Annotated in this window: 19 protein-coding genes and 1 pseudogene; 6 read left to right on the top strand and 14 right to left on the bottom strand. The window is 57.0% G+C overall.

The annotated features are described in order from the left end of the window. Positions 1-106 precede the first annotated feature (106 nt). Positions 107-979: an SDR family oxidoreductase gene (locus tag GM79_RS12590; protein ID WP_035564386.1), complete on the top strand. Its 873-nt coding sequence runs from the start codon at positions 107-109 to the stop codon at positions 977-979. A 137-nt stretch (positions 980-1,116) separates the two neighbouring features. On the opposite strand, the gene GM79_RS12585 is transcribed toward GM79_RS12590, so the two are convergent. From GM79_RS12585 to GM79_RS12555, 7 genes are all read right to left on the bottom strand, one after another. Then, positions 1,117-1,908, bottom strand: a complete 792-nt coding sequence (locus GM79_RS12585; protein ID WP_161787170.1) for a DUF1571 domain-containing protein — start codon at positions 1,906-1,908, stop codon at positions 1,117-1,119. Positions 1,909-2,170: 262 nt separating this feature from the next. Continuing rightward, entirely contained in the window at positions 2,171-2,716 is a 546-nt protein-coding gene (locus GM79_RS26535; protein ID WP_051718844.1) for a YkvA family protein, read from the bottom strand. A 101-nt stretch (positions 2,717-2,817) separates the two neighbouring features. Continuing rightward, the gene (locus GM79_RS12575) at positions 2,818-4,008 is read right to left on the bottom strand and encodes a hypothetical protein (protein WP_035564382.1); all 1,191 of its coding nucleotides are present in this window, start codon (positions 4,006-4,008) and stop codon (positions 2,818-2,820) included. Between the two features lie 33 nt (positions 4,009-4,041). Further along, positions 4,042-4,866: a type 1 glutamine amidotransferase gene (locus tag GM79_RS12570; RefSeq protein ID WP_035564380.1), complete on the bottom strand. Its 825-nt coding sequence runs from the start codon at positions 4,864-4,866 to the stop codon at positions 4,042-4,044. Between the two features lie 120 nt (positions 4,867-4,986). Continuing rightward, positions 4,987-6,084 (bottom strand): carboxylate-amine ligase, encoded by a 1,098-nt coding sequence (locus GM79_RS12565; protein ID WP_035564403.1) that lies wholly within the window; start codon positions 6,082-6,084, stop codon positions 4,987-4,989. A gap of 115 nt (positions 6,085-6,199) precedes the next feature. Then, the gene (locus tag GM79_RS12560) at positions 6,200-7,321 is read right to left on the bottom strand and encodes a RimK family alpha-L-glutamate ligase (protein WP_035564377.1); all 1,122 of its coding nucleotides are present in this window, start codon (positions 7,319-7,321) and stop codon (positions 6,200-6,202) included. A 61-nt stretch (positions 7,322-7,382) separates the two neighbouring features. Continuing rightward, on the bottom strand, positions 7,383-8,087 hold the full coding sequence (locus GM79_RS12555; RefSeq protein WP_035564375.1) for an alpha/beta fold hydrolase: 705 nt from the start codon (positions 8,085-8,087) through the stop codon (positions 7,383-7,385). Positions 8,088-8,334: 247 nt separating this feature from the next. Here GM79_RS12555 and GM79_RS26075 point away from each other — a divergent pair, with 247 nt between their 5' ends. Further along, positions 8,335-9,897, top strand: coding sequence for an alpha/beta hydrolase-fold protein (locus GM79_RS26075; protein WP_072008612.1), 1,563 nt, complete (start codon positions 8,335-8,337; stop codon positions 9,895-9,897). A gap of 552 nt (positions 9,898-10,449) precedes the next feature. Here GM79_RS26075 and GM79_RS12545 read toward each other — a convergent pair. Then, positions 10,450-11,097, bottom strand: a complete 648-nt coding sequence (locus GM79_RS12545; protein WP_235184057.1) for a helix-turn-helix domain-containing protein — start codon at positions 11,095-11,097, stop codon at positions 10,450-10,452. A gap of 60 nt (positions 11,098-11,157) precedes the next feature. Beyond that, positions 11,158-11,580, bottom strand: a complete 423-nt coding sequence (locus GM79_RS12540) for a DUF3127 domain-containing protein (RefSeq protein WP_035564372.1) — start codon at positions 11,578-11,580, stop codon at positions 11,158-11,160. 126 nt (positions 11,581-11,706) lie between these two features. On the opposite strand from GM79_RS12540, the gene GM79_RS12535 reads away from it, so the two are divergent. Beyond that, a complete protein-coding gene (locus GM79_RS12535) occupies positions 11,707-12,669 on the top strand; it encodes an isoaspartyl peptidase/L-asparaginase family protein (protein WP_035564370.1) in 963 nt (320 codons plus the stop codon). A gap of 14 nt (positions 12,670-12,683) precedes the next feature. On the opposite strand, the gene GM79_RS12530 is transcribed toward GM79_RS12535, so the two are convergent. The 3 genes from GM79_RS12530 to GM79_RS12520 all read right to left on the bottom strand — a co-directional run bounded on the left by GM79_RS12530 (position 12,684) and on the right by GM79_RS12520 (position 16,684). Further along, complete coding sequence (locus GM79_RS12530; RefSeq protein WP_035564368.1) at positions 12,684-13,670, bottom strand: aldo/keto reductase; 987 nt, start codon at positions 13,668-13,670, stop codon at positions 12,684-12,686. A 176-nt stretch (positions 13,671-13,846) separates the two neighbouring features. Further along, positions 13,847-14,767 (bottom strand): cyanophycinase, encoded by a 921-nt coding sequence (locus GM79_RS12525; protein WP_035564366.1) that lies wholly within the window; start codon positions 14,765-14,767, stop codon positions 13,847-13,849. 102 nt (positions 14,768-14,869) lie between these two features. After that, complete coding sequence (locus GM79_RS12520) at positions 14,870-16,684, bottom strand: M1 family metallopeptidase (protein ID WP_072008611.1); 1,815 nt, start codon at positions 16,682-16,684, stop codon at positions 14,870-14,872. A 400-nt stretch (positions 16,685-17,084) separates the two neighbouring features. Here GM79_RS12520 and GM79_RS23100 point away from each other — a divergent pair, with 400 nt between their 5' ends. From GM79_RS23100 to GM79_RS25475, 3 genes are all read left to right on the top strand, one after another. Beyond that, a complete protein-coding gene (locus GM79_RS23100) occupies positions 17,085-18,860 on the top strand; it encodes a murein L,D-transpeptidase (RefSeq protein WP_081867731.1) in 1,776 nt (591 codons plus the stop codon). Positions 18,861-19,271: 411 nt separating this feature from the next. Next, positions 19,272-19,973, top strand: a complete 702-nt coding sequence (locus GM79_RS23805; RefSeq protein WP_072008610.1) for a helix-turn-helix domain-containing protein — start codon at positions 19,272-19,274, stop codon at positions 19,971-19,973. Between the two features lie 992 nt (positions 19,974-20,965). Beyond that, the gene (locus GM79_RS25475) at positions 20,966-21,142 is read left to right on the top strand and encodes a hypothetical protein (RefSeq protein ID WP_161787169.1); all 177 of its coding nucleotides are present in this window, start codon (positions 20,966-20,968) and stop codon (positions 21,140-21,142) included. A gap of 149 nt (positions 21,143-21,291) precedes the next feature. Here the strand turns inward: GM79_RS25475 and GM79_RS12510 are convergent, their stop codons facing one another. Together GM79_RS12510 and GM79_RS25470 are read right to left on the bottom strand one after the other, a co-directional pair. Further along, positions 21,292-21,783 carry a hypothetical protein gene (locus tag GM79_RS12510; protein WP_035564362.1) on the bottom strand — a complete coding sequence of 164 codons (492 nt, stop codon included), beginning with the start codon at positions 21,781-21,783 and terminating at the stop codon, positions 21,292-21,294. 155 nt (positions 21,784-21,938) lie between these two features. Continuing rightward, a pseudogene (locus GM79_RS25470) lies at positions 21,939-22,118 on the bottom strand (hypothetical protein); the annotation flags it as partial.

The raw sequence follows: 22,118 nt of genomic DNA, 5'->3' as shown, positions 1-22,118 counted from the left end.
AATTATTAATCCAAGATTGCCAAGCCGGGGGATAACCCACGCCCCGGCAGTCTTGTACCTTCGGGCTGCGGATTAGGCCGCGAATTCACTTCTACATCTGTTTTGCATGAACACTCCCTACACCCAACCCATGCTGCGTGATAATGCGCTGGCGGGCAAAAACATCATTGTGACCGGCGGTGGAACTGGCCTGGGCCGCGCCATGACCACTTATTTCCTGCAGCTTGGCGCCAACGTTACCATAACCAGCCGCAAGCTGGATGTGTTGGAGAAAACGGCCGAAGAGCTGCGGGCGCAAACGGGCGGAAGAGTACTTCCCATCGCCTGTGACGTGCGGAAGTACGACGAAGTGGAAGCCATGCTGGAGCGCACCATCCAGGAATTTGGCGGCGTCGATATTTTATTGAACAACGCGGCCGGCAACTTCATTAGCCCTACCGAACGGCTGTCGCACAAGGCGTTTGATGTTATTGTCGACATCGTGCTGCGGGGCTCTTACAACTGCACCCTGGCCGTGGGCAAGCGCTGGATTGCCGATAAAAAACCCGGTACTGTCCTCAATATCGTCACTACTTACGCCTCGGTGGGCTCGGCGTTTGTGGTGCCTTCGGCCGCGGCCAAAGCCGGCGTGCTGGCCATGACCCGGTCGCTGGCCGTAGAATGGGCCAAGTACGGCATCCGGTCCAACGCCATTGCCCCCGGCCCGTTCCCCACGGAAGGCGCCTGGAGCCGCCTGTTTCCCGAGCCGCTGGCCAGCAAGCTCGACCCTGCCGCCAACGTACCGCTCAAGCGCGTGGGCCAATACCAGGAGCTGGCCAATCTGGCGGCTTACCTGGTGTCCGATTTTTCAGCCTACGTCAACGGGGAGGTCGTAACCATCGACGGAGGCGAATGGCTGAATGGCGCCGGCGAGTTTAATAAGCTGGAAATGCTCACGCCCGACATGTGGGACCAGATAGAAAAAACCATGCGTCGTTAATTAGCAGAATTAACAAAGGCATAGAATCAAAAAGGCCGCTCAATTGAGCGGCCTTTTTGCTAACAATTAGGTGACGAGATAATAAAAATTACGTGTTAATTTAAATTAAAAGCTATTGTTTTGAATTTAGACAACCACTACAATTTATAGCCTTTATAATCTTTAGAGAATTCTGCCAGCGGAATGGGCTGGTTGGCAATTACGTCGGTGAATTCGAACCTTTCGAACAAGCCCTTGTCGTCATCTACCTGAACCATTGTGGGCAAAAAGGTGCGGGGGTCAACGCAAACGGTGGTGCGTCGGCCATAGGCGTTGGGTACATGTATTACCTTGCCTTCGGGTATTTTTTCGCCGATTGACAAGCCGTTGCGCTCAATAATTCGGTATTCGCCGCAGCCGAACCGCTCGGCCACGGTGGCAATAGTTTCGTTTTTGCCGGCTTTGTAGCTAACGTAGCGAAACTGCGGGTAGCTGGACCGGAGCACGTGACAGGTGCGGCCCAGCAATAAAGTGTCGCCGGTGTACCGGAAAGAACGGCTGAAGGAGTTGTCCTGACGCAGATTGGTGGTGCGCAGCAAGTCGGAAATAGTGCCGAAACCTGCCTGTAAAGCCGTATGGTGCTGGTTGCCTCGCATGAGTTTGCCCTTGGGGTCGAGGCTCAGGGTCACGTACGGAAATGCGGCCGGATACACCCAGGCGTCGCCGTTGTTCTGGCCCGTCACCCACAAAACTTCCACATCCTTGTGGGTTTTTATGTAGATGCGTACGGGGTTGTACGTCAGCTTCATAATGCTACGTGCCTGATTGATGTTGCCGGCCGCTCGTTCCTGGGCTTTCACAGTGCAACGCAGGGTTTTGAGGTTTTCGATGGCCGCGCTCATGCGCGTAGTGAGCTGTTCGGTGGTGGGAGGAGGCGTTTTTGGGGCCACAGCGGCTACCAGAACCAAGGCCCCGGCAGGTAGAATTTTGCGTGATAAACCGTAACAGGAGGTAAGAAACGCAGCCATAAAATTTTAAAATCGAATAAGAAATTTGCCCTGCGATTCGCGGATGCGGCAATAACTAGCTAGAGCTGGCAGGAGTAAAGCACGGGATTCCCCGTCAAAAGTAAATAGCGTATCAATTTCCAAGCCAGCCCGCTAATAACAAAGCAAATAGGGCCCGCCTACCTAATTATAGCTATTGAAGTGCTTATGAATGACCAAGTTCAGCTACGCTGGGTTGCGTGGCGTCTCCCTTGGCGGGCAGGGCCAAATCGTCGGGCAAGGGCGAGCCATCGGGGGCACCACTGGTGCCGTGGGCGCTGCCGGTCTGGCCCTGGCCGGTTTCCTCCCATTCCCGGAAGCGTACCATTTCAACCTGAAATTTGCTGACGAACCAGCTAATCAGGCTCAAATCATCGAGAAAGCCCAGCACGGGAATGAAATCCGGCACCAAGTCGATGGGGGATAGGACGTAGAGCAGCACTGCCAATCCCGATACAATGGTGCTGGTTGAAACTTCGCGGTAGTCGCCAGTGATGTAGTTTTTCACCAGGCGTACCAGCGTGAGGGCAACTTCAAAAAGCTGGCGAAATTTACTCGTCTTGTTTTCCTTATCTGCTAGTTTATTAGCTACTTCGTTGAGCGTGGTGATGACCATAAAAGGCTTGCCCAGAAGTTTGGTGGCCCGGCCAACAAATACATTAAAAAGGACGTTTTTGGAGATTTTGAGGCCTTTGTCGGTGAGAGAGGACATAGAGAGTGGGGTGAGGGAGGTTAAGCTTGCCTGTACGGGCAACCTCAGCCGCGCGTTGTTTTGCGGCTATTTCAAAGTAGGCCAGTTTCCTCGCTGCGGTGCTACCGCTCGAAAAAGGGACTTGTGCCGCCCACCCAGTCTTTGTCCTTGTTAAAATCTACTCCTATCATTTCGCCGCGGCTGAGGCGGCTGAGGCCGGTGAGGAGCTGCGGCTTTGCCTCGCCTGTGGGCCAGATGTAGAGCAGCCGGATTTCACATTTTACCAAACCATCGGGCGACTGCACCACTGGTTCGTAAGCTACTTTGCGCTGTAATAAATAATTATGCTTGTCCGGTAAAGCCGCCAATTCGTCGGCGGTAATATGCAGGCGCACGCCGGCGCCGGCAAACGAAAACAGTGGTTTGAGCACGTAGTTCTCCAAATCTTTCGGGTACTCAGAAAGTTGGTCTAAATAATAGCTGGGTGGTACGAATGGTCCGTGCAGCAGCGGTAAGGTGTATTTGCTAACCCGAAAAAACCAATTCGGATGTCCAACCCAGGTAATATCAACTTCCTCAGTTAAATGAAACTGTAAATCTAATTCCGGATGGCGAGCTAATTCATCGAAAATAACGCGGTTATAAATGCGCTTGATTTTAATTGATTCCCCATTCCTTTCATAAAACAACTCCCGGCCCCGGCGCTGAACTTTGGTAAGGCAGACAACCTCAATTCCCCATAATTTTTTTGATAGGGCAAAGTCAATTCTCGTCTTTTGTTGCTCCGGAAATAGCTCCAGCAAAATAACGTGTTCCGGTGCTTGTCCACCCAGAATAAAATCCCGCATCCGCTCCCGGTGAGATTGGAAATCCAGCTCGGCCAGAAAAGGACTAACGGTGTCCGCAATGGGGTAATGCTCCTTGAAAACACCGGGTAGCCAGGACTGAAAGGCATAAAGCGACGGAAATCCCTGCATCTCAATTAGCTGCGGCTCTAGTTCCCCGTTGGCATCGCGGCACACCGCAAAATCAAAGGTCAAAAACTCCGGGCACTGGTCTTCGTAGGGCACGCGCTGGTGCGCCGGAATGGCACCTTCAGTTAATTCCTTAAAATTTGGCTGTTCAATCACCGAAATAATGCTTTCGCCGGCCGCAATTAATTTGTCGCGCAGCACGGCCGGTACGAAAACCGGCGTTTCGGCCACCCGGAAATCCAGTTGGCCGGGCAATTGCCGGTCAATGTCGGCCAGCATTTCCTGGTAGGTGGCCGGGCTGAACGCGGCGTTGAACCGCTGGCGGTGCTCCGAAATCATAAGTGGAAGGTAGTTCGGTGAGGAAAAGGGAAATCAGGCAGTGGCAAGCTGGCCTGTTTGGGCCAGGGCGCGCCGCAGAAATGTGGGCACAATTACCGCCTCCGTGCGCTCAATGGTATCGGGGTTGGCGAGCAGGTGCACCATTTCCTCGTATTTTTCGGAGCCGTAGGTGGTGATTACTTGTTGCTTACGCTCATCAATTAGCATATAGCGCAGCATGCCCTCGCCATCAGCCTCCGGGTGGAACTGGGTGCCCAGCACTTCCGGCGTGAAGCGAATGGCCATGACGGCGCGGGGCAGGGGCACGTGGGGCCGGTCTTTCTCCAGGCACAGTACTTCGGCCCCCAACTCTTCGAGGCGGTTCGCATCGAGGTCTGTGAGCTGATAGTCGCGCGAATCCACGGTGTAAAACGGCTCGGGCAGGCCCTGCAACACGGGTTCGAGCAGGCCGGCAGGGGTGAGGTGCACCGGCAACACCCCAAACGAGGTGGACTTACGCCGGCTGATTTCGCCCACGCCCAGGTGCCGGCTCACCAGCTGAAAGGAGTGGCAAATCAGTAACAAGTGCTTTTTCAGGTCATTCGCTTGGTTATGAGCTAGCAGCGAATCGATGAACGCAAAGTAGCGGGCCTCCCAGGGCTCATCCGAGGCCAACGGGCTGCCGGGGCCACCCGACGAGATGTACAAGTCGTAATCGAGGCCGGGCAGCTCGTTCCCAGCCCGCACATTAAAAGTGTCGACGGCAAAAGGCACGTCGTTTTCCACGCTGCCCCGGCTCAGCAGCTGCCGGATGCAGCGCATGCCTTCGTTCGGCGCGTTGTTATACATATCAAGAATGGCAATGCGAATAGGCTCCATAGTGTAGCAAATCAAACAGCTGGCTGCGCCAGCAAATAATTAGAAACCAAGCTTGTAGCTGGCTGAAAAAAGAAGCAACGCCCCGGTAAGAGGGCGTTGCGAAAGACAAAGATACTTGGTTTACAGCCCGTGGGAAGTTTCGCTCAGGATGTAATCGACCACTTTTTTCAAGTCGCCGGTTTCGCGGAATACCTTGAGCTGGCGGTCGGCGCCGGTGCCCATTTCCAGCATTTTGAGGACGTATTCCACTTCGTGGCGGCTGCCCAGGTCGTCCACCACGTCGTCGATAAAGTCCAGCAGCTCCAGAATGAGCTGGCGCGTAGGCACCTCTTCCTGGATGCCAAAGTCTATCATGTTTCCGTCGAGGCCGTAGCGGGCGGCGCGCCATTTGTTTTCCTTAATCAGCGCGCTGCGGTAGACTCGGAAGTTGAGGTTTTGGGATTTAAGCTTGTAGATTTTGGCTACCAGCGCCTGCATCACCGCCGCCACGGCTACGGTTTCGTCGGCCCGCAGCATCATATCGCAAATGCGGTATTCGATGGTGTCAAAAAACGGGTGGAGGCGGATGTCCCACCAAATTTTTTTGCCGTTATCGATGCAGCCGGTCTTAATCAGGAGTTGCAAAAACTCATCGTAGTCGCTGGCACTGTGGAAATACCCCGGAATACCGGTGCGGGGAAACCGCTCAAATACCTTGGTGCGAAACGACTTGTAGCCCGTTTCCCGCCCTTCCCAAAATGGCGAATTAGTGCTCAGGGCAAACAAGTGGGGCAGAAAATACCGCAGCGTGTTCATCATGTACACCCCAATCTCCCGGTTTTCGATGCCCACGTGCACGTGCATACCAAAAACCAGGTTCGACCGGGCGGCTTCCTGCAACTCCTCCACTATTTTATCGTAGCGCACATCGGGCGTGATGGGCTGGTCTTGCCACCGCGAAAATGGGTGCGTGCCGGCGGCGCCAATCTTCAGATTCTGCTTGTCGGCCAGCTCCATTACCTGGCGGCGCAGGTGAAATACCTCGGTGCGGGCTTCCGTGATATTGTGGCAGATGTTGGTGCCTACCTCTACCACGGCCTGGTGCATCTCGGCCTTCACCTGCTCATGCAGGGTCACCCGGCCGCCTTCCACAATTTTGGAGAGGTGCGAGCGTAGCTCCCGGGTTTCGGGGTCAATGGTTTGAAATTCTTCCTCGATGCCGAGGGTAAACACGGGCATGGCCATAAAACGGTGTGCAGTAAGCGAGGAATGAGAACAGGCGCGAGTAGGCCCAATGACCCGGCGTGCAAGCGTACGCCGGGTCTGGCCGGGGCCGAACGATAAGTGAAAAAGCTTATTCGGATTTTTTGGCGGCCGGTTTTTTGGGAGCGGCTTTGGGAGCGGCGGCCTTTGCCGCCGTTGCGGCTTTAGCGGCTGGCTTAGCGGCTGGCTTAGCGGCGGCGGCTTTGGGGGCGGCGCGTTTCTTAGGAGCGGGCGCGTCGGCTACCGTGAAGTGGGTATCGGTGGGCTGGGCGCGGTGCGGGTGCACGAACGTGCCCCAGGTCAGGTTGTCCTGGCCGGGCTTTTGGGCTTGGGCGCGGGCAATGGCCATGTTGGCCGCCGCTTCTACCACCCATTCAAAGTTCTTCTCGCCCACCGAATTAATGTCGGCATCGGGCGCCGGGTTGCCGAAATCGATAGCAATGGGAATGCCGTCGCGCACGGCAAATTCCACGGTATTGAAGTCGTAGCCGAGGCCGGCATTGAGTTTCAGCACGTAGTCCTTCATGGTAGCGAGCAGCTTCTCACCGGCTTCGCCCGTCGTTTTCATCTCGGTGGCGTAGCGCAGGTGCGGCTCGTTGCGGGGCTCGTAGGGCATAATCAGCACCTCGGTGCCGCCGATGCAGTAGCAGCGGAAGTAGTCGGTGAAGTCCACGGCTTCCTGAAAAAGCATCACCAGTTGGCCCGTTTCGGCATAAGCTCGGAAAAAATCATCCGGCGAATCCAGCTTGTACACGCTTTTCCAGCCGCCGCCGGAGTGCGGTTTCATGTAGGCTGGGAAGCCGATGTGCTGGAAAGCCGCTTCCCAATCCATCATCGAGAGGTTGCGGAAACTGCGCTCGCTAGTGTCGGCCGGCCGCTCCTTGCTGGGTAAGAGCAGGGTTTTGGGCACGGGCACGCCCAGCCGCACAGCCAGCGAGTTGTTAAAGAATTTTTCGTCGGCCGACCACCAGAACGGGTTGTTGATTACCGCCGTACCCATCAGGGCCGCGTTTTTGAGGTAGGCGCGGTAAAAAGGCACATCCTGCGAAATGCGGTCAATAATCACGGCGTAGTCCGGCGCTACGTGCTGCTCTACTTGTTCAATGTTGACAAATTCAGCGCTGATGCCGGCAGGCGCTTTCTGGTTAATGCGGTCGATGAAAGCTTGGGGAAAGGTGTTTTCCTGTCCGAAAAGAATGCCGATTTTTTTCATGATGCCGTTTTATGGGTGTCTGGTAAGAAGGATGAAATGCCACTGGCGCGAAGATGCGCGGCTAAATGGTGTTGAGGTACTGCGGGAACATCTCGCACCACACCGGCCAGTCGTGGTCACCAAACGGTTTCACGTCCAGCTTGTGATGAATTCCTTTCTCGCGCAATATGCTTGAGATGTTAAACGTGGAATGCCGGCAAAAGTCGTGTTCCGCAGTGCCCAGAATAATATTCATCCACTGAAAATGCTCGTTTTGGGCCGCGGGCAGGTATTCGGGCGGGTTGTTGTAGTACATGTTGTCGTCGTGGTAGCCGTCCATAAACTGGCGGATATCGAAGGCCGCGCCCATCGTAAATAAGTGCGCAACCTGGTCGGGGTGGCGAAACGCAAAATTCAGCGCGTGGTAGCCGCCAAAGCTGCATCCGGCCACGCCAATCTTGTCCACGTTGCACTCTTGCTGCAGCATGGGCACCAATTCTTCGCTCAGAAACTGGTCGTAAAAAACGTGGTTTTTTACCCGAATGGCGGGTTCCAGATGCTTCGCATACCACGAAAACCGGTCCACGCTGTCGATGCAGTAAAGCTTCACGCGGCCGGCTTCGATTAGCGGCCGGGCTGCCTCAATCAGCTTGAAGTCGCGGGCTTCGTTGGTGTGCCCGCCCGAGGTTGGAAAAATCACCACTGGATAGCCCCAGGTGCCGAAAACCAGCATGTCGATGTCTTGGCCGAGGTGGTGCGAATAAAATCGCCGATGTTGTTCCTGCACAGGGTCGGGGGTGAGATGGTGGAGAGGGACGTTAAAGCTGTACGGCAAACTAGTTAAAAATAACGGGCCTGCCATATTTCGGCGATAAACCAGGTTCTACCTGCTTAAAAAGGGCAGGCCGTTTCAACTCCGCAGCCGCGAAATCTGTAGAGCGGTTTTCGCTTTGGACGTCCGATTATCTAGAAAAGCACCTTCTTCCCAGCTGAATCGCAGTCCCGACTCAGGTCGTCTGCGTTACTTTGTCGTTATGCCACTTCCCGTAGTCATTCTCCCTGCTTTTGCTGTCGGCACCCGGCTGGTGCGGGAGGTTCTGGCTTCCAGTTACTTGGGCCGTGAGCTGGAGCTGACGCTGCTGATGCCTCCCGCCGACTGCGCGGTAACGTCCCCGTATCCGGTTCTTTATTTAAACGACGGACAGGACCTGGAGCGGTTGAATTTTCAGGCGACGCTCGATAATTTATATGCCCAGCGCGCCGTGCGGCCCTTTGTGGTGGTGGCCGTGCACGCCAACGAGCAACGCGTACAGGAATACGGCACGGCCACGCACGCCGATTTTAACGGCCGGGGCAGTCGGGCCGGAGCGTATTCGCAGTTTGTATTACACGAGCTGCTGCCGTTTGCGCAAGCCCGATACCAGGCTTCTGCTGACCCTGCTGAGGCCGTAGTGGCGGGTTTTTCACTGAGCGGACTGTCGGCCTTCGACTTGGTCTGGCACCATCCGCAAGCATTTGCGCGGGCGGGGGTTTTTTCAGGTTCGTTCTGGTGGCGGCAACGGGCGGTGGGGGCCGGCTACACGCCTGCCGACCGCATTATGCACGGCTTAGTGCGGGCCGGCCGGCTGCATCCCAGCCACCGGTTCTGGCTGCAAACCGGCACCCTCGACGAACGCAGCGACCGCAACGAGAACGGCGTCATCGATTCCATTGAAGACTGCCTCGATTTAATTGAAGAACTTGTGAAGCACGGGTTGGATGTGCACCAGCACCTGCGCTACGTGCAGGTGGAGGGCGGCCACCATCACCCCGACACCTGGGGCCGGGTGATGCCCGACTTTCTGCGCTGGGCGTTTGGGCAGGAGGGAAGCGCGGCCGCTATGGCCGCGCCCCTGCCGGTGGTGCGGCTGCAGCTCGACCCCGCATTGGTGCCCGTCATTCTGCCCGTAGCGGCGTCTGCCGTTGCTGCAACCGCCCCCGCGTCGCTCATTTTGCCAGCGCCTACTGAAACCGGAGTGCAACCCACGCCGGTTTCAGCTGACCTTATCCAATCATTAGAAGCCCGTCATATGCCTATTTCCCGCCCCGCCGAAGGTGATTTCCAGGCCTACGCTGCCACCTATATCAATCAGGTTCCCGAAGGGGCCGACCCCCGCGAAGTCCTGCGGGCCATCGGGCCGGAATTCCATGTCCTGTTCGGCCACCTTACCGAAGCCCAGGCTGAGAAAGGCTACGCCGAAGGCAAGTGGACGCTAAAAGAAATGCTTCAGCATCAGATTGATACCGAGCGAATTTTCGCCTACCGCGCCTTGCGTTTCGCGCGCAACGACAGCCGGGACCTGCCCGGTTTCGACCAGGACGACTACGTGACGCACAGCGGCGCCAATACCCGAAGCGTGGCGAGCCTGCTGGCCGAGTACGATGCCGTTCGTGCTTCCACACTAGCCCTGTTCGACAGCTTTACCGACGAGCAGCTGGACCGACGCGGTACTGCCAACGGCGGGGCCGCCACCGTGCGGGCGCTGCTTTTCATCGTGCCGGGCCACGAGCTGCATCACCTCCAAGTCATCCGCGAGCGGTACCTGCCCGTGCTGTAGCATTTCGGTAAATTCTCTACCTTCGCCCGGCACAATACGCTGACGGGGCTGCCCGTTAAAATCTTCAACAACCCAGAACCTACTTAAACTTCTTTTCAATTATGGCCAAAGCCCAAGACGCCCGCAAAGAGAAAAAGAAAGAGCCCGTTAAATCCCTGAAGGAAAAAAAGGCCGAAAAAGACGAGAAAAAAGTGGCCCGCGCCCGCAAGCAAGAATAATCACGGATTCGCTTGGATTAATCATGTTTCACAGATTTTGTGGACGCTCCCCACATGACAAAAGAAGCCACCCTGCGGTGGCTTTTTTTATTCCCCTGACCAGCTTGGGTAGGTGAGTGGCAGGCGTCCACAAAATCCTTGAAATCCGATTAAGCAGGTACGCATAAGTAATCGTGTTGAGTTTTGACCGTCATGCTGAGCTTGTCGAAGCATCTCTACCGCACCGTCAATACCATTCAACGGTGCGGTAGAGATGCTTCGACAAGCTCAGCATGACCCGCTTAGTTGCTACGGTTACTTTTGCACCACTGCTTAATTAGCGTAAATATTTGATTTAAAGGGTGTAATACGGCTCTTTCTCCTTGTCGTGGTGCCGGATATAGTTGTGCAGCACCAGTTTGATTAGGGTTTGAAAAGCCCGGCGCTTGCCGAAGTTCACCAGTTTCATGAACTGCGCCAGCGTGATGCGGGGATGCGTTTTCAGGTAGTCAAGTAAGGCCAATTCGTGCTTGTTGAGTGGGATTTGCTCGAAGCGGGATGCGGGCTCCTGACGTTCCAGAACCTTCTCGGTGAGGCCGCTGGTTTGCACGCTGGCATCGCGTACGCGCACGAAGCCGCGCCAGTCGTCGGGGGCGACCTGGGCCCGGTGTGGTTTGCAGCGGCTTTCCGGCACGGTCACTACCAGCACGGTGCGGCCGTCTACTTCGCGTTCTTCGAACTGTAGGTTGGTGAGCGGCGGCTCGACGTAGTGGCGGGCGGCTTCGCGGAGCACGAATAATTCCTCCTCCGCGTCGCGCACGCCAAGGATGCGGCCGGCATCGTCGACGCCTACCAGCACCAGGCCGCCGCGGGTGTTGGCCAGCGAAACCAGGGTGCGGGAAATCCGGTGCGGGTGCGTGGTTTTCTGTTTGAATTCCAACTCTTCTCCTTCGCCGCGGGCAATTAGCTCATGCAAATCCATAACGGGTTGTACGAAATTCAAGAAAAAATGCCGCCCCTGATAATCAGGAGCGGCATTTTGGTTTTCTCAGCTAACAGCTAACTAGAAGGGAAGGTCGTTGTCGTCGTCGCTGGCGATGGGCGCCGCCGAAGGCTGGGCGCGCAGGGTGGGGTTCTGGTTTTGAGCCGCTGGGCGGGGAGCAGCTTGCTGCTGCTGGCCACCGCTGTAGCCACCGGCGTTGCCACCGCCAGCTGACTCAATTTTCCAGGCTTCGAGGTTGGTAAAGTACAGCATCTGACCGTTTTTGTTGAAGCCACGGCCCCGCAGGTCAAACGTTACTTTCACTTCGTCGCCCATCTTGAAGGCGTCCACAAGGCTGCCTTTGTCCTGGGTCAGCTGAAATTTAATGTGCTGGGGATACTGGCCGTCTTGGACTTCCAGCACGAACTCACGCTTGCGGAATTTCTCGCTTACCTGCTGTTCGTCAAATATTTCGTGCAGCCGGCCGGTTACGTCGTATGCCATAAAAGTAGGGTGTTTGGGGATTAGAAAACTTGAGGGTCAAACCTACGAAAAAAAACACGGGCCGGCGGCTGCCCGTTCCCGTTAGCTACCTTTGAAGCCCTTATTTCGCCATAATTTTCTTCCTGCATGTTTGCTCTCGCCATCCACGGCGGGGCCGGTACTATTGCCCGCGCCTCGCTCACGCCCGCCGACGAAATGCGCTACCGCGCCGCCCTCGAAGCTGCCCTCGCTACCGGCTACGACCTGCTCCGCGACGGCGCCACCGCCCTGGACTGCGTAGAAGCTGCCGTACGCAGCCTCGAAGACTGCCCCCTGTTCAATGCCGGGCGCGGCGCGGTGTTCACCCACGAGGGCCACCACGAAATGGACGCCGCCATCATGGCCGGGCACACCCGTTTGGCCGGGGCCGTGGCCGGGGTGCGGCAGGTACAAAACCCCATTCGGGCCGCTCGCCTCGTGATGGAAAAAACCGAGCACGTGCTGTTGGCCTACCCCGGTGCCGACGAACTGGCCCGCGAGCACGGCCTGCCACTACAACCCCCGGCGTACTTTTTTACCGAGCAGCGCCATCAGCAATTGCAGGAAGCCCTACGCGAAGGCCGCATGCGCCTCGACCACAGCCAGGCCAACTCCGCCGAAACTGCCCCACCGGAACTGCCCGTGGCCGACCCCAACTGGAAAAAAGGCACCGTGGGCGCCGTGGCGCGCGACCAGTTCGGCAATCTGGCCGCCGCCACCAGCACCGGCGGCATGACCAACAAGCGCTACGCCCGCATCGGCGACACGCCCATTATTGGGGCCGGTACCTGGGCCGATGCCCGGTGTGCCATCAGCTGCACCGGCCACGGCGAGTACTTTATCCGGGCCGTAGCCGCCTACGATGTGGCGTGTTTGATGGAGTACAAGAATCTGTCGTTGGAAGAAGCCTGCCGCGTGGTGGTGCACGACAAGCTGGGGCCCGACGGTGGCGAAGGCGGCCTGATTGGCATCGACGCAGCCGGAAATATTTCCCTATCCTTCAACTCGGAAGGTATGTACCGCGCCTGTCGCACCGAAGGAAGTGCGGCCGTTGTAGCCATCTATAAGTAAAAAGCCGGTTCAGTCTACCACAGCTGATGCACCAGCGGCCGGATGCTGCAGTTATATACCGCACGTACAGCATCCATTTGTTTGGGTGTCAGGGCGGGCAGGTCGGCGGCTTGCAGGTTCGAGCGCAGCTGCTCGGGGCGGGAGGCCCCAGGAATTACGCAGCTCACTTCCTCAAACATGAGTACCCACCGCAGCGCCCAGGCCGCCAGCTGCTCCTGCCCCGGAAAGACGGCTTTCAACTCCTCCACGGCGGCCAGGCCCGTGGCGTAATCCACACCCGAGAAGGTTTCCCCTTTATCGAAGGCCTCGCCCTGGCGGTTGAAGTTGCGGTGGTCATCGGCCGCAAATTTGGTTTGGGCGGTGAACTTGCCCGTCAGCAAGCCGCTGGCCAGCGGTACCCGCACAATAAGGCCAACGTCGCGGCGGGCCGCTTCCCGGAACAGCAGCTCTGGCGGCCGCTGGCGGAACATATTAAAGATGAGCTGCACCGTGGCCACGTTGGGAAACTCCAGGGCTTTGAGGCCCTCCTCCACTTTCTCGACGCTAACGCCCAGGTGCTGAATCTTGCCCTCTTCGCGCAGCCGGTCAAATAGCTCGAAGATTTCGGGACGGTAATATACTTCCGTGGGCGGGCAGTGCAGCTGCACGAGGTCGAGGGTTTCGAGCTGCATGTTGCGCAGGCTGTCCTCCACAAATTGGCGCAGCGCGGCCGGCTGGTAGGCTTCGGCCACGTGGGGTTGCAGGCGGCGGCCGCATTTGGTGGCTACGTAAATGCGTTCGGAGCGGGAACGGACGAGTCGGCCCACGGCCTTTTCGCTCTCGCCGTCACCGTACACGTCGGCCGTATCAATAAAGTTGACACCGGCGTCGGCGGCGGCGTTCAGAATTTTATCGGCGTTGTCGTGACTAAAGGGTTCGCCCCATTTGCCGCCCACCTGCCAGGTGCCCAGGCTAATTTCAGAAACAGATAATCCGGTTTTTCCCAGCTTGCGGTAATTCATAAGGAAACGTTGGGTGAAAAGGAAAGAAAGGACGCGCCAGAGCACCGTGCCCGTCGTCCTATATATAAGGAGTAAGGCTGCCTACGTGTATCTAGGGTTGAAGTAGTAAAAAAGCCCGCTCATCATCAGAATGAGCGGGCTTTTATGAAGAAAATGGATGCCTTGCGCCGTCTTGCTCAGGCTGCGGGAGAGGAAACGGCGGCCTCGTGCGCTAGCGCGTGCGCGGCCTGCGCTTCCTTGCTCACATAGAATTTCCGCGCTTGCATGTCATATACATTACCCTTGGCCAGCACGTGCATGGTCACGTTCTCGATGGACAGCACGGTTCCCTTTTTGGCGGCAGCGGCATTGTTGTGCTGAATGGAATGCCCATCGAGAATGATAACCAGGTTAGAACCAATGGTTTCTACCAGATTTCCCTGGGTGATGAGTACGCCGGTATCCTCGCCCAGCCCGATACCGATGAGCTTGGGGTGCAAAGCCACCGCTTCGATGAGGCGCCCGAAGCGGCCGCGCTTCACGAAGTGCGAATCGATTACAGCGGCTGGCAGCAGCCCCAGTCCCGTCCCGATTTTTACGGCTCCCTTCAGCAGGGCATCAGGCACGGAGCCACCGCGAATCATGAGCTGCGACATGGCCATGGCCCCGGCGCTGGTGCCCGCAATCACGAAATGAGACTCGGCGTAGTAGCGTTGGGTCATGCGGTCCAGAAAATCCGACTCGCCGAACATTTCCCGCAGCCGCGATTGGTTGCCCCCCGAAAACATCAGCACGTCGGCAGCCAGCAGGCGCTCCAGGTACTCGGGCTGGCGAGCGTCCTCGGCCGTGCGAATATCCATGATGCCCACGTTGTGGCAGTTGAGCATGGCAAACGAACCCGTGTAAATCGGTCCGACTTCTTCCGGAATCATCGAAGCTGTGGTGATGACTTCGATGCGCGGGTCGGGCTTACCTGTTTCGAGCACCACGCGCTTGAGGATACCAAGCTCGAAAAAGTTGAGGTAGTACTTGCGGCGGGTACGGGGATTGGGGTAGGTGCCCTTGTCTTCGTTTCCGCCAACGGCGATGAGCTTACCAAGTGGGATGATGCTTTTCAAAGGGTATCAATTATTACTGAGAAAATCAATTCAACGGACGCCGCAGCGCCCGGGCAGGAGCAGGGCCCCGCACAAAGTTCGGGCCGGACGCCCGTTCGCGCCCTAAACTATCAGTGCATCGAGGGTGCCCGTGGCTACGGAGTGGTAATTGGCGCGCGCCTCGGCGTAGATTTTTCGGGCCTGGGCCGGGCCGTCGGGCGTGGCCAGCAGCGCCCGGTAGAGCGGCACCAGAAATTTGCGCCGGCCCACGTGGTGCAGAAAGTTTTCCAGAGCCGGAACGGCTTCATCGTAGCCCGCACGCAAGGTATGCGGAAACCAAGCGGCCAAAATTTCGGCGTTGCCGGAAGTGGTAAAGGCAAACGCTTGGTCGAGCTCGCGGAGCTGCCCGGCCGAAAGCGTGGGGGGCAGGCCGTTCAAAAAATATACCCACTCATGGCTGCTCCAGCCGGAGGTGTCGGCGTGCCAGTCGGCAGGGGAGTGGCGGCCTGCCAGCCGCGTCAGGATTTGGGCCACGGCTTCGAAGCGTGTGGAGGATACGGCCGGGGCATTGGTAGGCAGGCCGGGGCCATCAACCCAGTCGTGCAGCCGCAGCCGGTCTTCGAGGCCGGGCTCCTTGTTGAGCAACTCGGTCCGGAGGTAGCTGAGGAAGGTGGCCGTGTCCATCGCCTGAAAGCTGAAACGGGCGAAGTACTCCTTAATAAAGGTATCGAGGCGGGGCCGGCCGATGAGGGCTTCCAACGTGAGCAGTAGGGCACACCCTTTTTCGTAGGCAATTTCAGTCAGGCCCTCGTCGGGGTCGCGGCCGGCCAGCGCGAGGCGCAGGTGGGTGTCGGGGCTAGCCGGGCCAATCTCCGCTATGGTGTGGTGCAGGGCTTCGCGGCCGAGTACCTGGAGCATGTCGGCATACTGGCGGCCATACAAATGTTCCATGATGCGCCGCTCGAAATACACCGTAAATCCTTCGTTCAGCCAGAAATCATTCCACGTTCCATTTGTAACCAGGTTTCCGGACCAGGAGTGGGCCAGCTCGTGCGCCACCAAACTCGTTAGGCTGCGGTCTCCCGCCAGGATAGTAGGTGTTACAAATGTTAATCTTGGGTTTTCCATCCCTCCGAACGGAAAGCTGGGGGGCAGCACCAGCAAATCGTAGCGCTCCCAGCGGTAGGGGCCGTAGAGCTGCTCGGCCGCGGCCACCATGGCTTCCAGGTCGGCAAACTCATAAGTGGCGGCCGCCAGCGTGGCGGGCTCGGCGTAGATGCCGGTGCGATTACTGAGCGGCGCAAACTCCAGGTTGCCCACCGCCAGGGCCATGAGGTAGGCCGGAACGGGCTGGCTCATGCGGAAGACGTACTCGCCGGTAAGATTCCGCTGCTGCGGATTCTCGGCGCTCATCAGGGCCAGCAGGTGATTGGGCACCTGCACCCGCGCCTCGTAGGTAAACCGGATGCCGGGGGAGTCCTGGCAGGGCAGCCAGGTGCGCGCCAGAATGGCCTGCGACTGGGTGAAAAGGAATGGCTCGGTGCCGGCCGTCTGGGCGGGGTGCAGCCACTGCAGGGCGGCCGCCGTGGGTGCGGTGCGGTAGCGAATGCGCAGGGCCGTGGTGGCCGGCGCCAGGGTAATGCGCAGTGCCTGGCCCAGGGTAGCGTCGGGAGCGGCCAGCGAGAACTTCGCCGGGGTGGCGTTCCCGGCCGCGTCCAGCCGGTCTACCGCCTCTATGGTCAGCTCGCGCGTGTCGAGCACCACTTCGTCGGCCGCTTCGGGGTTGGCCAGCTCCCAGGTGGCGCTGCCAGCCAGCCTGCGCTTGTCAAAGTCAACCTGCAGGTCAAGTATCAGATGCCTGACCCTGACGGGGCTGCTGCCGGCGTAGCTATGCGGGTCGTTGGTCGAAGGGGGCAACGTAGGAATAGGAGGAGCCATAGGCGGCGAATTTAGAAGCGGTACAGGGGGAAATCCTAAAATAAACGAAATGCTTTTTAGCTAACTCAGGGCTGGAAGTGGCCATAATCCAGCTGCTTTGGTATGGGGGCAACAGCTTGGTTATTGGTGACTCAGCTACAGAAAGTCGCGGCAGGCCGTTTCTAAATATTCCTGCGAAAACGCAGATGGCAGCGAAACGCTCAAAAGCCACAAGTACTGAATTCTACGAACGTTGACAGAACTTAGGCCGTTAATAAGGCCAATACTGCTTTGGTGTTGCGTACTTTGCACTTAGAAGTCTTCGGACAGCCGGTGCAACCTCGCTGCCTGCTTCGCAGTACAAAGCCCGCTTTCGGCAAAGGCCCGAGGTTTCGTTATTCCCTTGTATTTATTGTCTTCAATGTCATTACTATTTCGTTTTAATTCTTTGTTTTGGGTGCTGCTGGCGGTGGCGCTGGGCGGCCCGGCACTGCAATCATGCGGGTCCGGTGCATCCGATACGTCCGACTCTGCAAGCACTGCCAAGGGCGGCTTGTTTGCTTCGGAGCCCGGTCCCCAGCCGCTGCTCGACAGCACTTACATCATCAATACGCTTCGGGCCGAGGCCGCCTTTAAACCGCAGCTACCTGCTGCCCGCCGGTTTTACCGCGACCGCAACTTCCAGTTGGCTTGGTTTAAGAACCATCAGTTGGTTCCCCAAGCCCAGTCTTTGCAGGAAATTATTGCTAAAGCGCAGGATGAGGGCTTGAATCCTAAAGACTACCAGGTTAAGGACTTTAAGAAGCTATTTGCTAGCCTGGAAGAAGCCCGGGCGGATACTGCCCGGCGCAATAAACTGGAACGGGAGATAGATGTGGCCCTGACGGGTACCTACATGCAATGGAGCTCCGACTTTTACCGTGGTATCGCCAACCCGCGCGACTCAAAAAATACCGCGTGGCAGGTGAAGCCTAATAAAATCAAGCTTCACAAGGCCTTGCTCACCTTTCTGGGCGAGCGCAAAAGCACCTACAACTACTACGAGTTTGCGCCCCTGCATCCTGAATATGACAACTTGCGCAAAGCCTTGGCGGCCTACCGCGAACAGGAGCAGGCCGGGGGCTGGCAGGTACTGCCCGCCACGCTGAAGCTGCGGCCGGGACAGTCCTCGCCCGCCGTCTCGGCGTTGCGGCAGCGGCTTCTGGGCGCAGCAGCAGGCTCTGGCACTCCCCAGCCGGCTTCGGCCCCCGTGGCAATGCCGGTCTCGCAGCAAAATAATGCCAATAGTGGCGGAACTGTGGCGGTAGGGCAGGTGTACGACCCGGAGTTGGTAAATGCCGTGAAAGCCTTCCAAGCAGACGCTGGACTCCGGCCCGATGGCATCGTAGGCGGCGAAACCCTGACCGCGCTCAACGTGCCGATTGGGACCCGCATCGACCAGATTATCCTGAATATGGAACGCTGGCGCTGGCTCCCCAAGCGCTTCGAGCCCGACTATCTGCTGGTGAATATACCCGAGTACACGCTGCACGTGGTAGAAGCCAACAAGGAGGTTTTCAGTATGCCCGTCATCGTTGGCAAGGCCCTGAATGAGACGCCTATCTTCAGCGACAAATTGGAGTATGTGGTGCTCTCGCCCTATTGGAACGTGCCTTTTAGCATCATCGAAAAAGAGCTTCGCGGCAAGCTAATGGCCAACCCCAACTACCTCGACCGGCTCGATATGGAGGTTGTGAAGGGCTGGGGCGCCAAGGCAACGCCCGTCAGTCCTAGCTCCATCGACTGGGCCAACGTGACGAGAGAAAACTTCAAGTATACCTTGCGCCGCCGGCCGGGGCCTAAGAATGACCTGGGCGAAGTGAAGTTTATCTTCCCGAACTCTAACGATGTGTACCTGCACGACACGCCCCACGACGAGCTTTTTTCCCAGACCAACCGCAGCTTCAGCCACGGGTGCGTGCGGGTGAAAGAGCCCATCAAACTTGCCACCTACCTCCTCCGCAACAAGGCCGGCTGGGACCAGGCAACCATCCTTGATACCATCGCCCGGCGCCGCGAAAAATACCTTACCCTCAAAGAAAAGCTTCCCGTTTATCTGGTGTATTTCACTGCCTGGGCCGATGCTGATGGGCATCCGCACTTCCGGAAAGACATCTACGGCCACGACAAAACCCTAGCCCGCGAGTACTTTAACTAGGCATTTGCTGCGCTAGTCAGGCGCGATAGAAAAATGCGTTAGCTCTGATTATTCCACAGTATTCCCGACAAAAAAGGCCCGGCAACTCATGAGTTGCCGGGCCTTTTTTGTCGCTTTTAGCAGCTACCTCGGGACTCCTGCAGGACCTCAGAAGGAAGTATTGAGTTGATGCGCACGCCGGACCAATCGTTCTTCGCGGTCAGACCAGAGTACCCACCCGCTTAGGGTTTAAGAGTGTGGGATTACAATTATAAATTACATAAGTAAACCAAAGCGTTTCAGTTGTCCTGACACATTTGTTAATAATTCAAGTTGTATGTATAGGCTTTAAACATTTGTTAACTAGGGCGGCAGCCGGATTTCAGCTGAGTAAATTGTGGTGTAGTACATTTGTAATTAAAACAAACTGCTATGGTCGAGCGAATTCGGAAGCTGCTGGAATCCCGTCAACTCACGCCCACTCAATTTGCCGATGCCATTGGTATCGCGCGGCCCATTGTCAGCCATATTCTATCGGGCCGTAATAAGCCCAGTCTGGAGGTTGTGCAGCGTATTTTAGGGGCCATGCCGGAACTCTCCATGGCGTGGCTTCTTAATGGCACCGGCCCTATGCAAACCGGCGTGGTCCCCGCTGCTACTCCTGAGCCGCAACAGCCGCCTGCTCAGGCCGTGTTTGCAACGCAAAAAACTCAGCAAGAGGTAATAACGCCACAGCAGGAGCTCGCTGCGGGCCTGGAACCAACCATTATTACAAGTTCCCGGCGTAGCCCGGCCACGGCAAACGCCGGGCGGCCTGCTCCCGCTGTCACTAGTAAGGCTGTACCCCGGCGTTTTACTGCTGCTTTGCCCAAATCGGCGTTCCCGCAGGCGTTATCGCCAGAAGAACCACCGCTTTCGCCAGCCGTTCCGCCAACTCCTAAAGCTGCAGTCATTCCCGATAACAGCCCAGTGGCTAGCCAACCAGCTATTATTGGTGTGGCAGAATTACCGGTCAATCCCGTGGCCGTTGCCAGTCCCACGGCATCGGCCCTTTTTGCCGGGGCAGAAAAGCCAATTCGCCGGATAGTGATTTTCTATGCTGACGGCTCCTTCGCCGACTACCAACCCGAGTAGCTGCTACCCCACGCAACCAGCGCCAGCGTGGAAGAACCGTTGCCCGGCTTTTGGGTCAGCAGAGAGCGGCGATGTGACTTGCTCCGGGCTACTTGGGTGGCAACTTGATTGACCTAGGCAAGCCGGGTTGATACTTTCCATATCAAGAGCGGAATTGATGTGCAGGACGGAGTGCAAGGCCTCAATCGGCCGTTTCTCAACTACCCCTCAATGGTTCACTCTCACCTTGTTTACCCGGCGTCAAATCATAGCAGCTCAGAGTATGATTGCTAAGTGCAATATGAAATTAATTTAATTTGGCAGTGTGAAAACAGGGGCAGTGAAACGTAGGAAATTATAAGCTGACAGATGGTGAATTTTCATTAGTATGGATATATTTTGTTTTGATTCTTACTAACTTTTATAGGGTCAACTGAGGTTTGAGTTTTGTGGAAAATATTGACTTATAAAAATCTGTAAGTCAGCAGGACAAATATGACTAATGAAAGCATTGATTTGACTTATGTGCCTGTTCCGGCGGGCTTGTTTTCAGCCATAGCGCGCTGCTTAAAACTAACGTTTCTACCTGTAGAATATGGCGCTTCTGGTTGGGGTGGTTCATCGCTGTGCTAATCCCATAGGATAGCGCGTCGTCGTAATAAATCATATTTGGGTTTCGTGCATTCAGCTTATCGTGCTAAGCCCTTGAGCGCAGTAAAGTAGTCTCGGTTGCCTGACTCAGGCCAGCGTTTCTGCCGGGTTCTCGCCTGTTGAGCGCCACAAAAATCAATGCTGGGCGAGAAGGCTGATTCAGGATACGAATGCTAAGTCGTGACCTTTTCAAACCGGGTTGTTGACATTTGTAAAGCGGAAATTGAAGGCCTCTGCCAGGTTCCAGACAAGCTCTTTGGGAATGTCATGAGGTCTTCCATCGCGGGCAATATTCTGGCGCAACGACGCGCTGCAGTTGACGATTGGTTGTTCAATTGGCGACGAGGGATTATCTTCGCAGCATGAAACTGTTCCGTACGAATCTCTGGTTGGCCGCCACCGCGGCAATGTTGCTCACCGCCTCTTGCGCCCAAGCTCCCGACGCTGAGAAAGACCCCTCGGCCGATGCGGCTTACAAGCGCGAGCACCGGGCCGAAGGATACCGGGAGGCCCAGCGCTCCAACGTCACCCGTCAATAGCCGAACAGCTACCGGCCGCTTCGTTAAATCGAAAAGAGCTTTTCAAGTCTAAAAAAAAGACCCTGCCAAAAATTTGGCAGGGTCTTTTTTTTAGACTATTTATGAGGCTCTGGCGTAAGTAGCCAGCCAAATGCGTTGGATTCGGGGTACTACCCAACAACTTCCGCAAATACCGGAGTGGGCACCGGCTCAGTAGTGAAGCTGGGCAGGGTAATATCAGCCAGCAGGTCACGCTCCAGTAGGTCGGCCCAGGTGCGGAGGTAGAGCACCACGTCGTCGCGCTGGTTGTGGCGCAGGGCGTCGCGCCGCTCAAAGCCAATGGCTGCCCGAATGGTGGGGTCGGAAATTTTCTCCAGGTGGGTGAGGTCGGAGCGGGAGAAACCCATGGCCAGCATCTCGTCGATGGTTTGGTCGATGGGCAGGCCGCTGGTGGGGCAGTAGTCGATGAGCTGCCGCTCCCAGTCGCCGTAGCGCTGCATGGCGCGAGCGTGGATTTCGGCCTTAGTAAGGCGCGTGACGGTTTGGGCGAGGTGGCCGCAGTTGCAGCTGCCCATGTGGCCCCACTGGTAGGGCGCTTGGGTGGCGAGACGCTGCGCCGTGTCGCGCAGGGCTTGGATAACTGGGAGCGTGGGCTGAGCCATAGGAACGGAATAGAAAGTAATTAGGAGCGAACAAGCACGTAATCTGCTCTAAAAAGCAGTGAGGCCCGGAAAAAGTTTTCCGGGCCTCACTGCTTTTTAGAGCAGATTACGTGCTCAGCTTTGCATAATTCTGATTCATGCAGCTCTAACCGCGCCTAGAACGAGCCTCGGCGGGTGCCGCCGGCATCGCCGCGGCGCCGGCCGCCCAGGTCGCCGCCTTCGCGGTTGCCACCTACGTTCACGCGGGCACCGCCGCTGCCAAAGCGGCGCGACGTATCCGACTGGCCGCTGCCTGCCGCCGGAGCGGGGCGACTGCTGCGCTCACCGCTGCCGCT

Origin of the sequence: Hymenobacter sp. IS2118 (genome assembly GCF_000715495.1) — a bacterium.
In the GTDB taxonomy this organism is placed as follows: domain Bacteria; phylum Bacteroidota; class Bacteroidia; order Cytophagales; family Hymenobacteraceae; genus Hymenobacter.
The sequence above is the reverse complement of the archived record's forward strand: the minus strand, read 5'-3'. Positions and strand labels throughout refer to the sequence as shown.

Coding starts and splice junctions, on each gene's coding strand:
- GM79_RS23100 (WP_081867731.1), top strand. CDS start 17,085: ATGTCATTACTATTTCGTTTTAATTCTTTGTTTTGGGTGCTGCTGGCG.
- GM79_RS12565 (WP_035564403.1), bottom strand. CDS start 6,084: ATGCCCGTGTTTACCCTCGGCATCGAGGAAGAATTTCAAACCATTGAC.
- GM79_RS26075 (WP_072008612.1), top strand. CDS start 8,335: ATGCCACTTCCCGTAGTCATTCTCCCTGCTTTTGCTGTCGGCACCCGG.
- GM79_RS26535 (WP_051718844.1), bottom strand. CDS start 2,716: ATGTCCTCTCTCACCGACAAAGGCCTCAAAATCTCCAAAAACGTCCTT.
- GM79_RS12520 (WP_072008611.1), bottom strand. CDS start 16,684: ATGGCTCCTCCTATTCCTACGTTGCCCCCTTCGACCAACGACCCGCAT.
- GM79_RS12570 (WP_035564380.1), bottom strand. CDS start 4,866: ATGGAGCCTATTCGCATTGCCATTCTTGATATGTATAACAACGCGCCG.
- GM79_RS12535 (WP_035564370.1), top strand. CDS start 11,707: ATGTTTGCTCTCGCCATCCACGGCGGGGCCGGTACTATTGCCCGCGCC.
- GM79_RS12590 (WP_035564386.1), top strand. CDS start 107: ATGAACACTCCCTACACCCAACCCATGCTGCGTGATAATGCGCTGGCG.
- GM79_RS12510 (WP_035564362.1), bottom strand. CDS start 21,783: ATGGCTCAGCCCACGCTCCCAGTTATCCAAGCCCTGCGCGACACGGCG.
- GM79_RS12575 (WP_035564382.1), bottom strand. CDS start 4,008: ATGATTTCGGAGCACCGCCAGCGGTTCAACGCCGCGTTCAGCCCGGCC.
- GM79_RS12540 (WP_035564372.1), bottom strand. CDS start 11,580: ATGGCATACGACGTAACCGGCCGGCTGCACGAAATATTTGACGAACAG.
- GM79_RS25475 (WP_161787169.1), top strand. CDS start 20,966: ATGAAACTGTTCCGTACGAATCTCTGGTTGGCCGCCACCGCGGCAATG.
- GM79_RS12560 (WP_035564377.1), bottom strand. CDS start 7,321: ATGAAAAAAATCGGCATTCTTTTCGGACAGGAAAACACCTTTCCCCAA.
- GM79_RS12530 (WP_035564368.1), bottom strand. CDS start 13,670: ATGAATTACCGCAAGCTGGGAAAAACCGGATTATCTGTTTCTGAAATT.
- GM79_RS23805 (WP_072008610.1), top strand. CDS start 19,272: ATGGTCGAGCGAATTCGGAAGCTGCTGGAATCCCGTCAACTCACGCCC.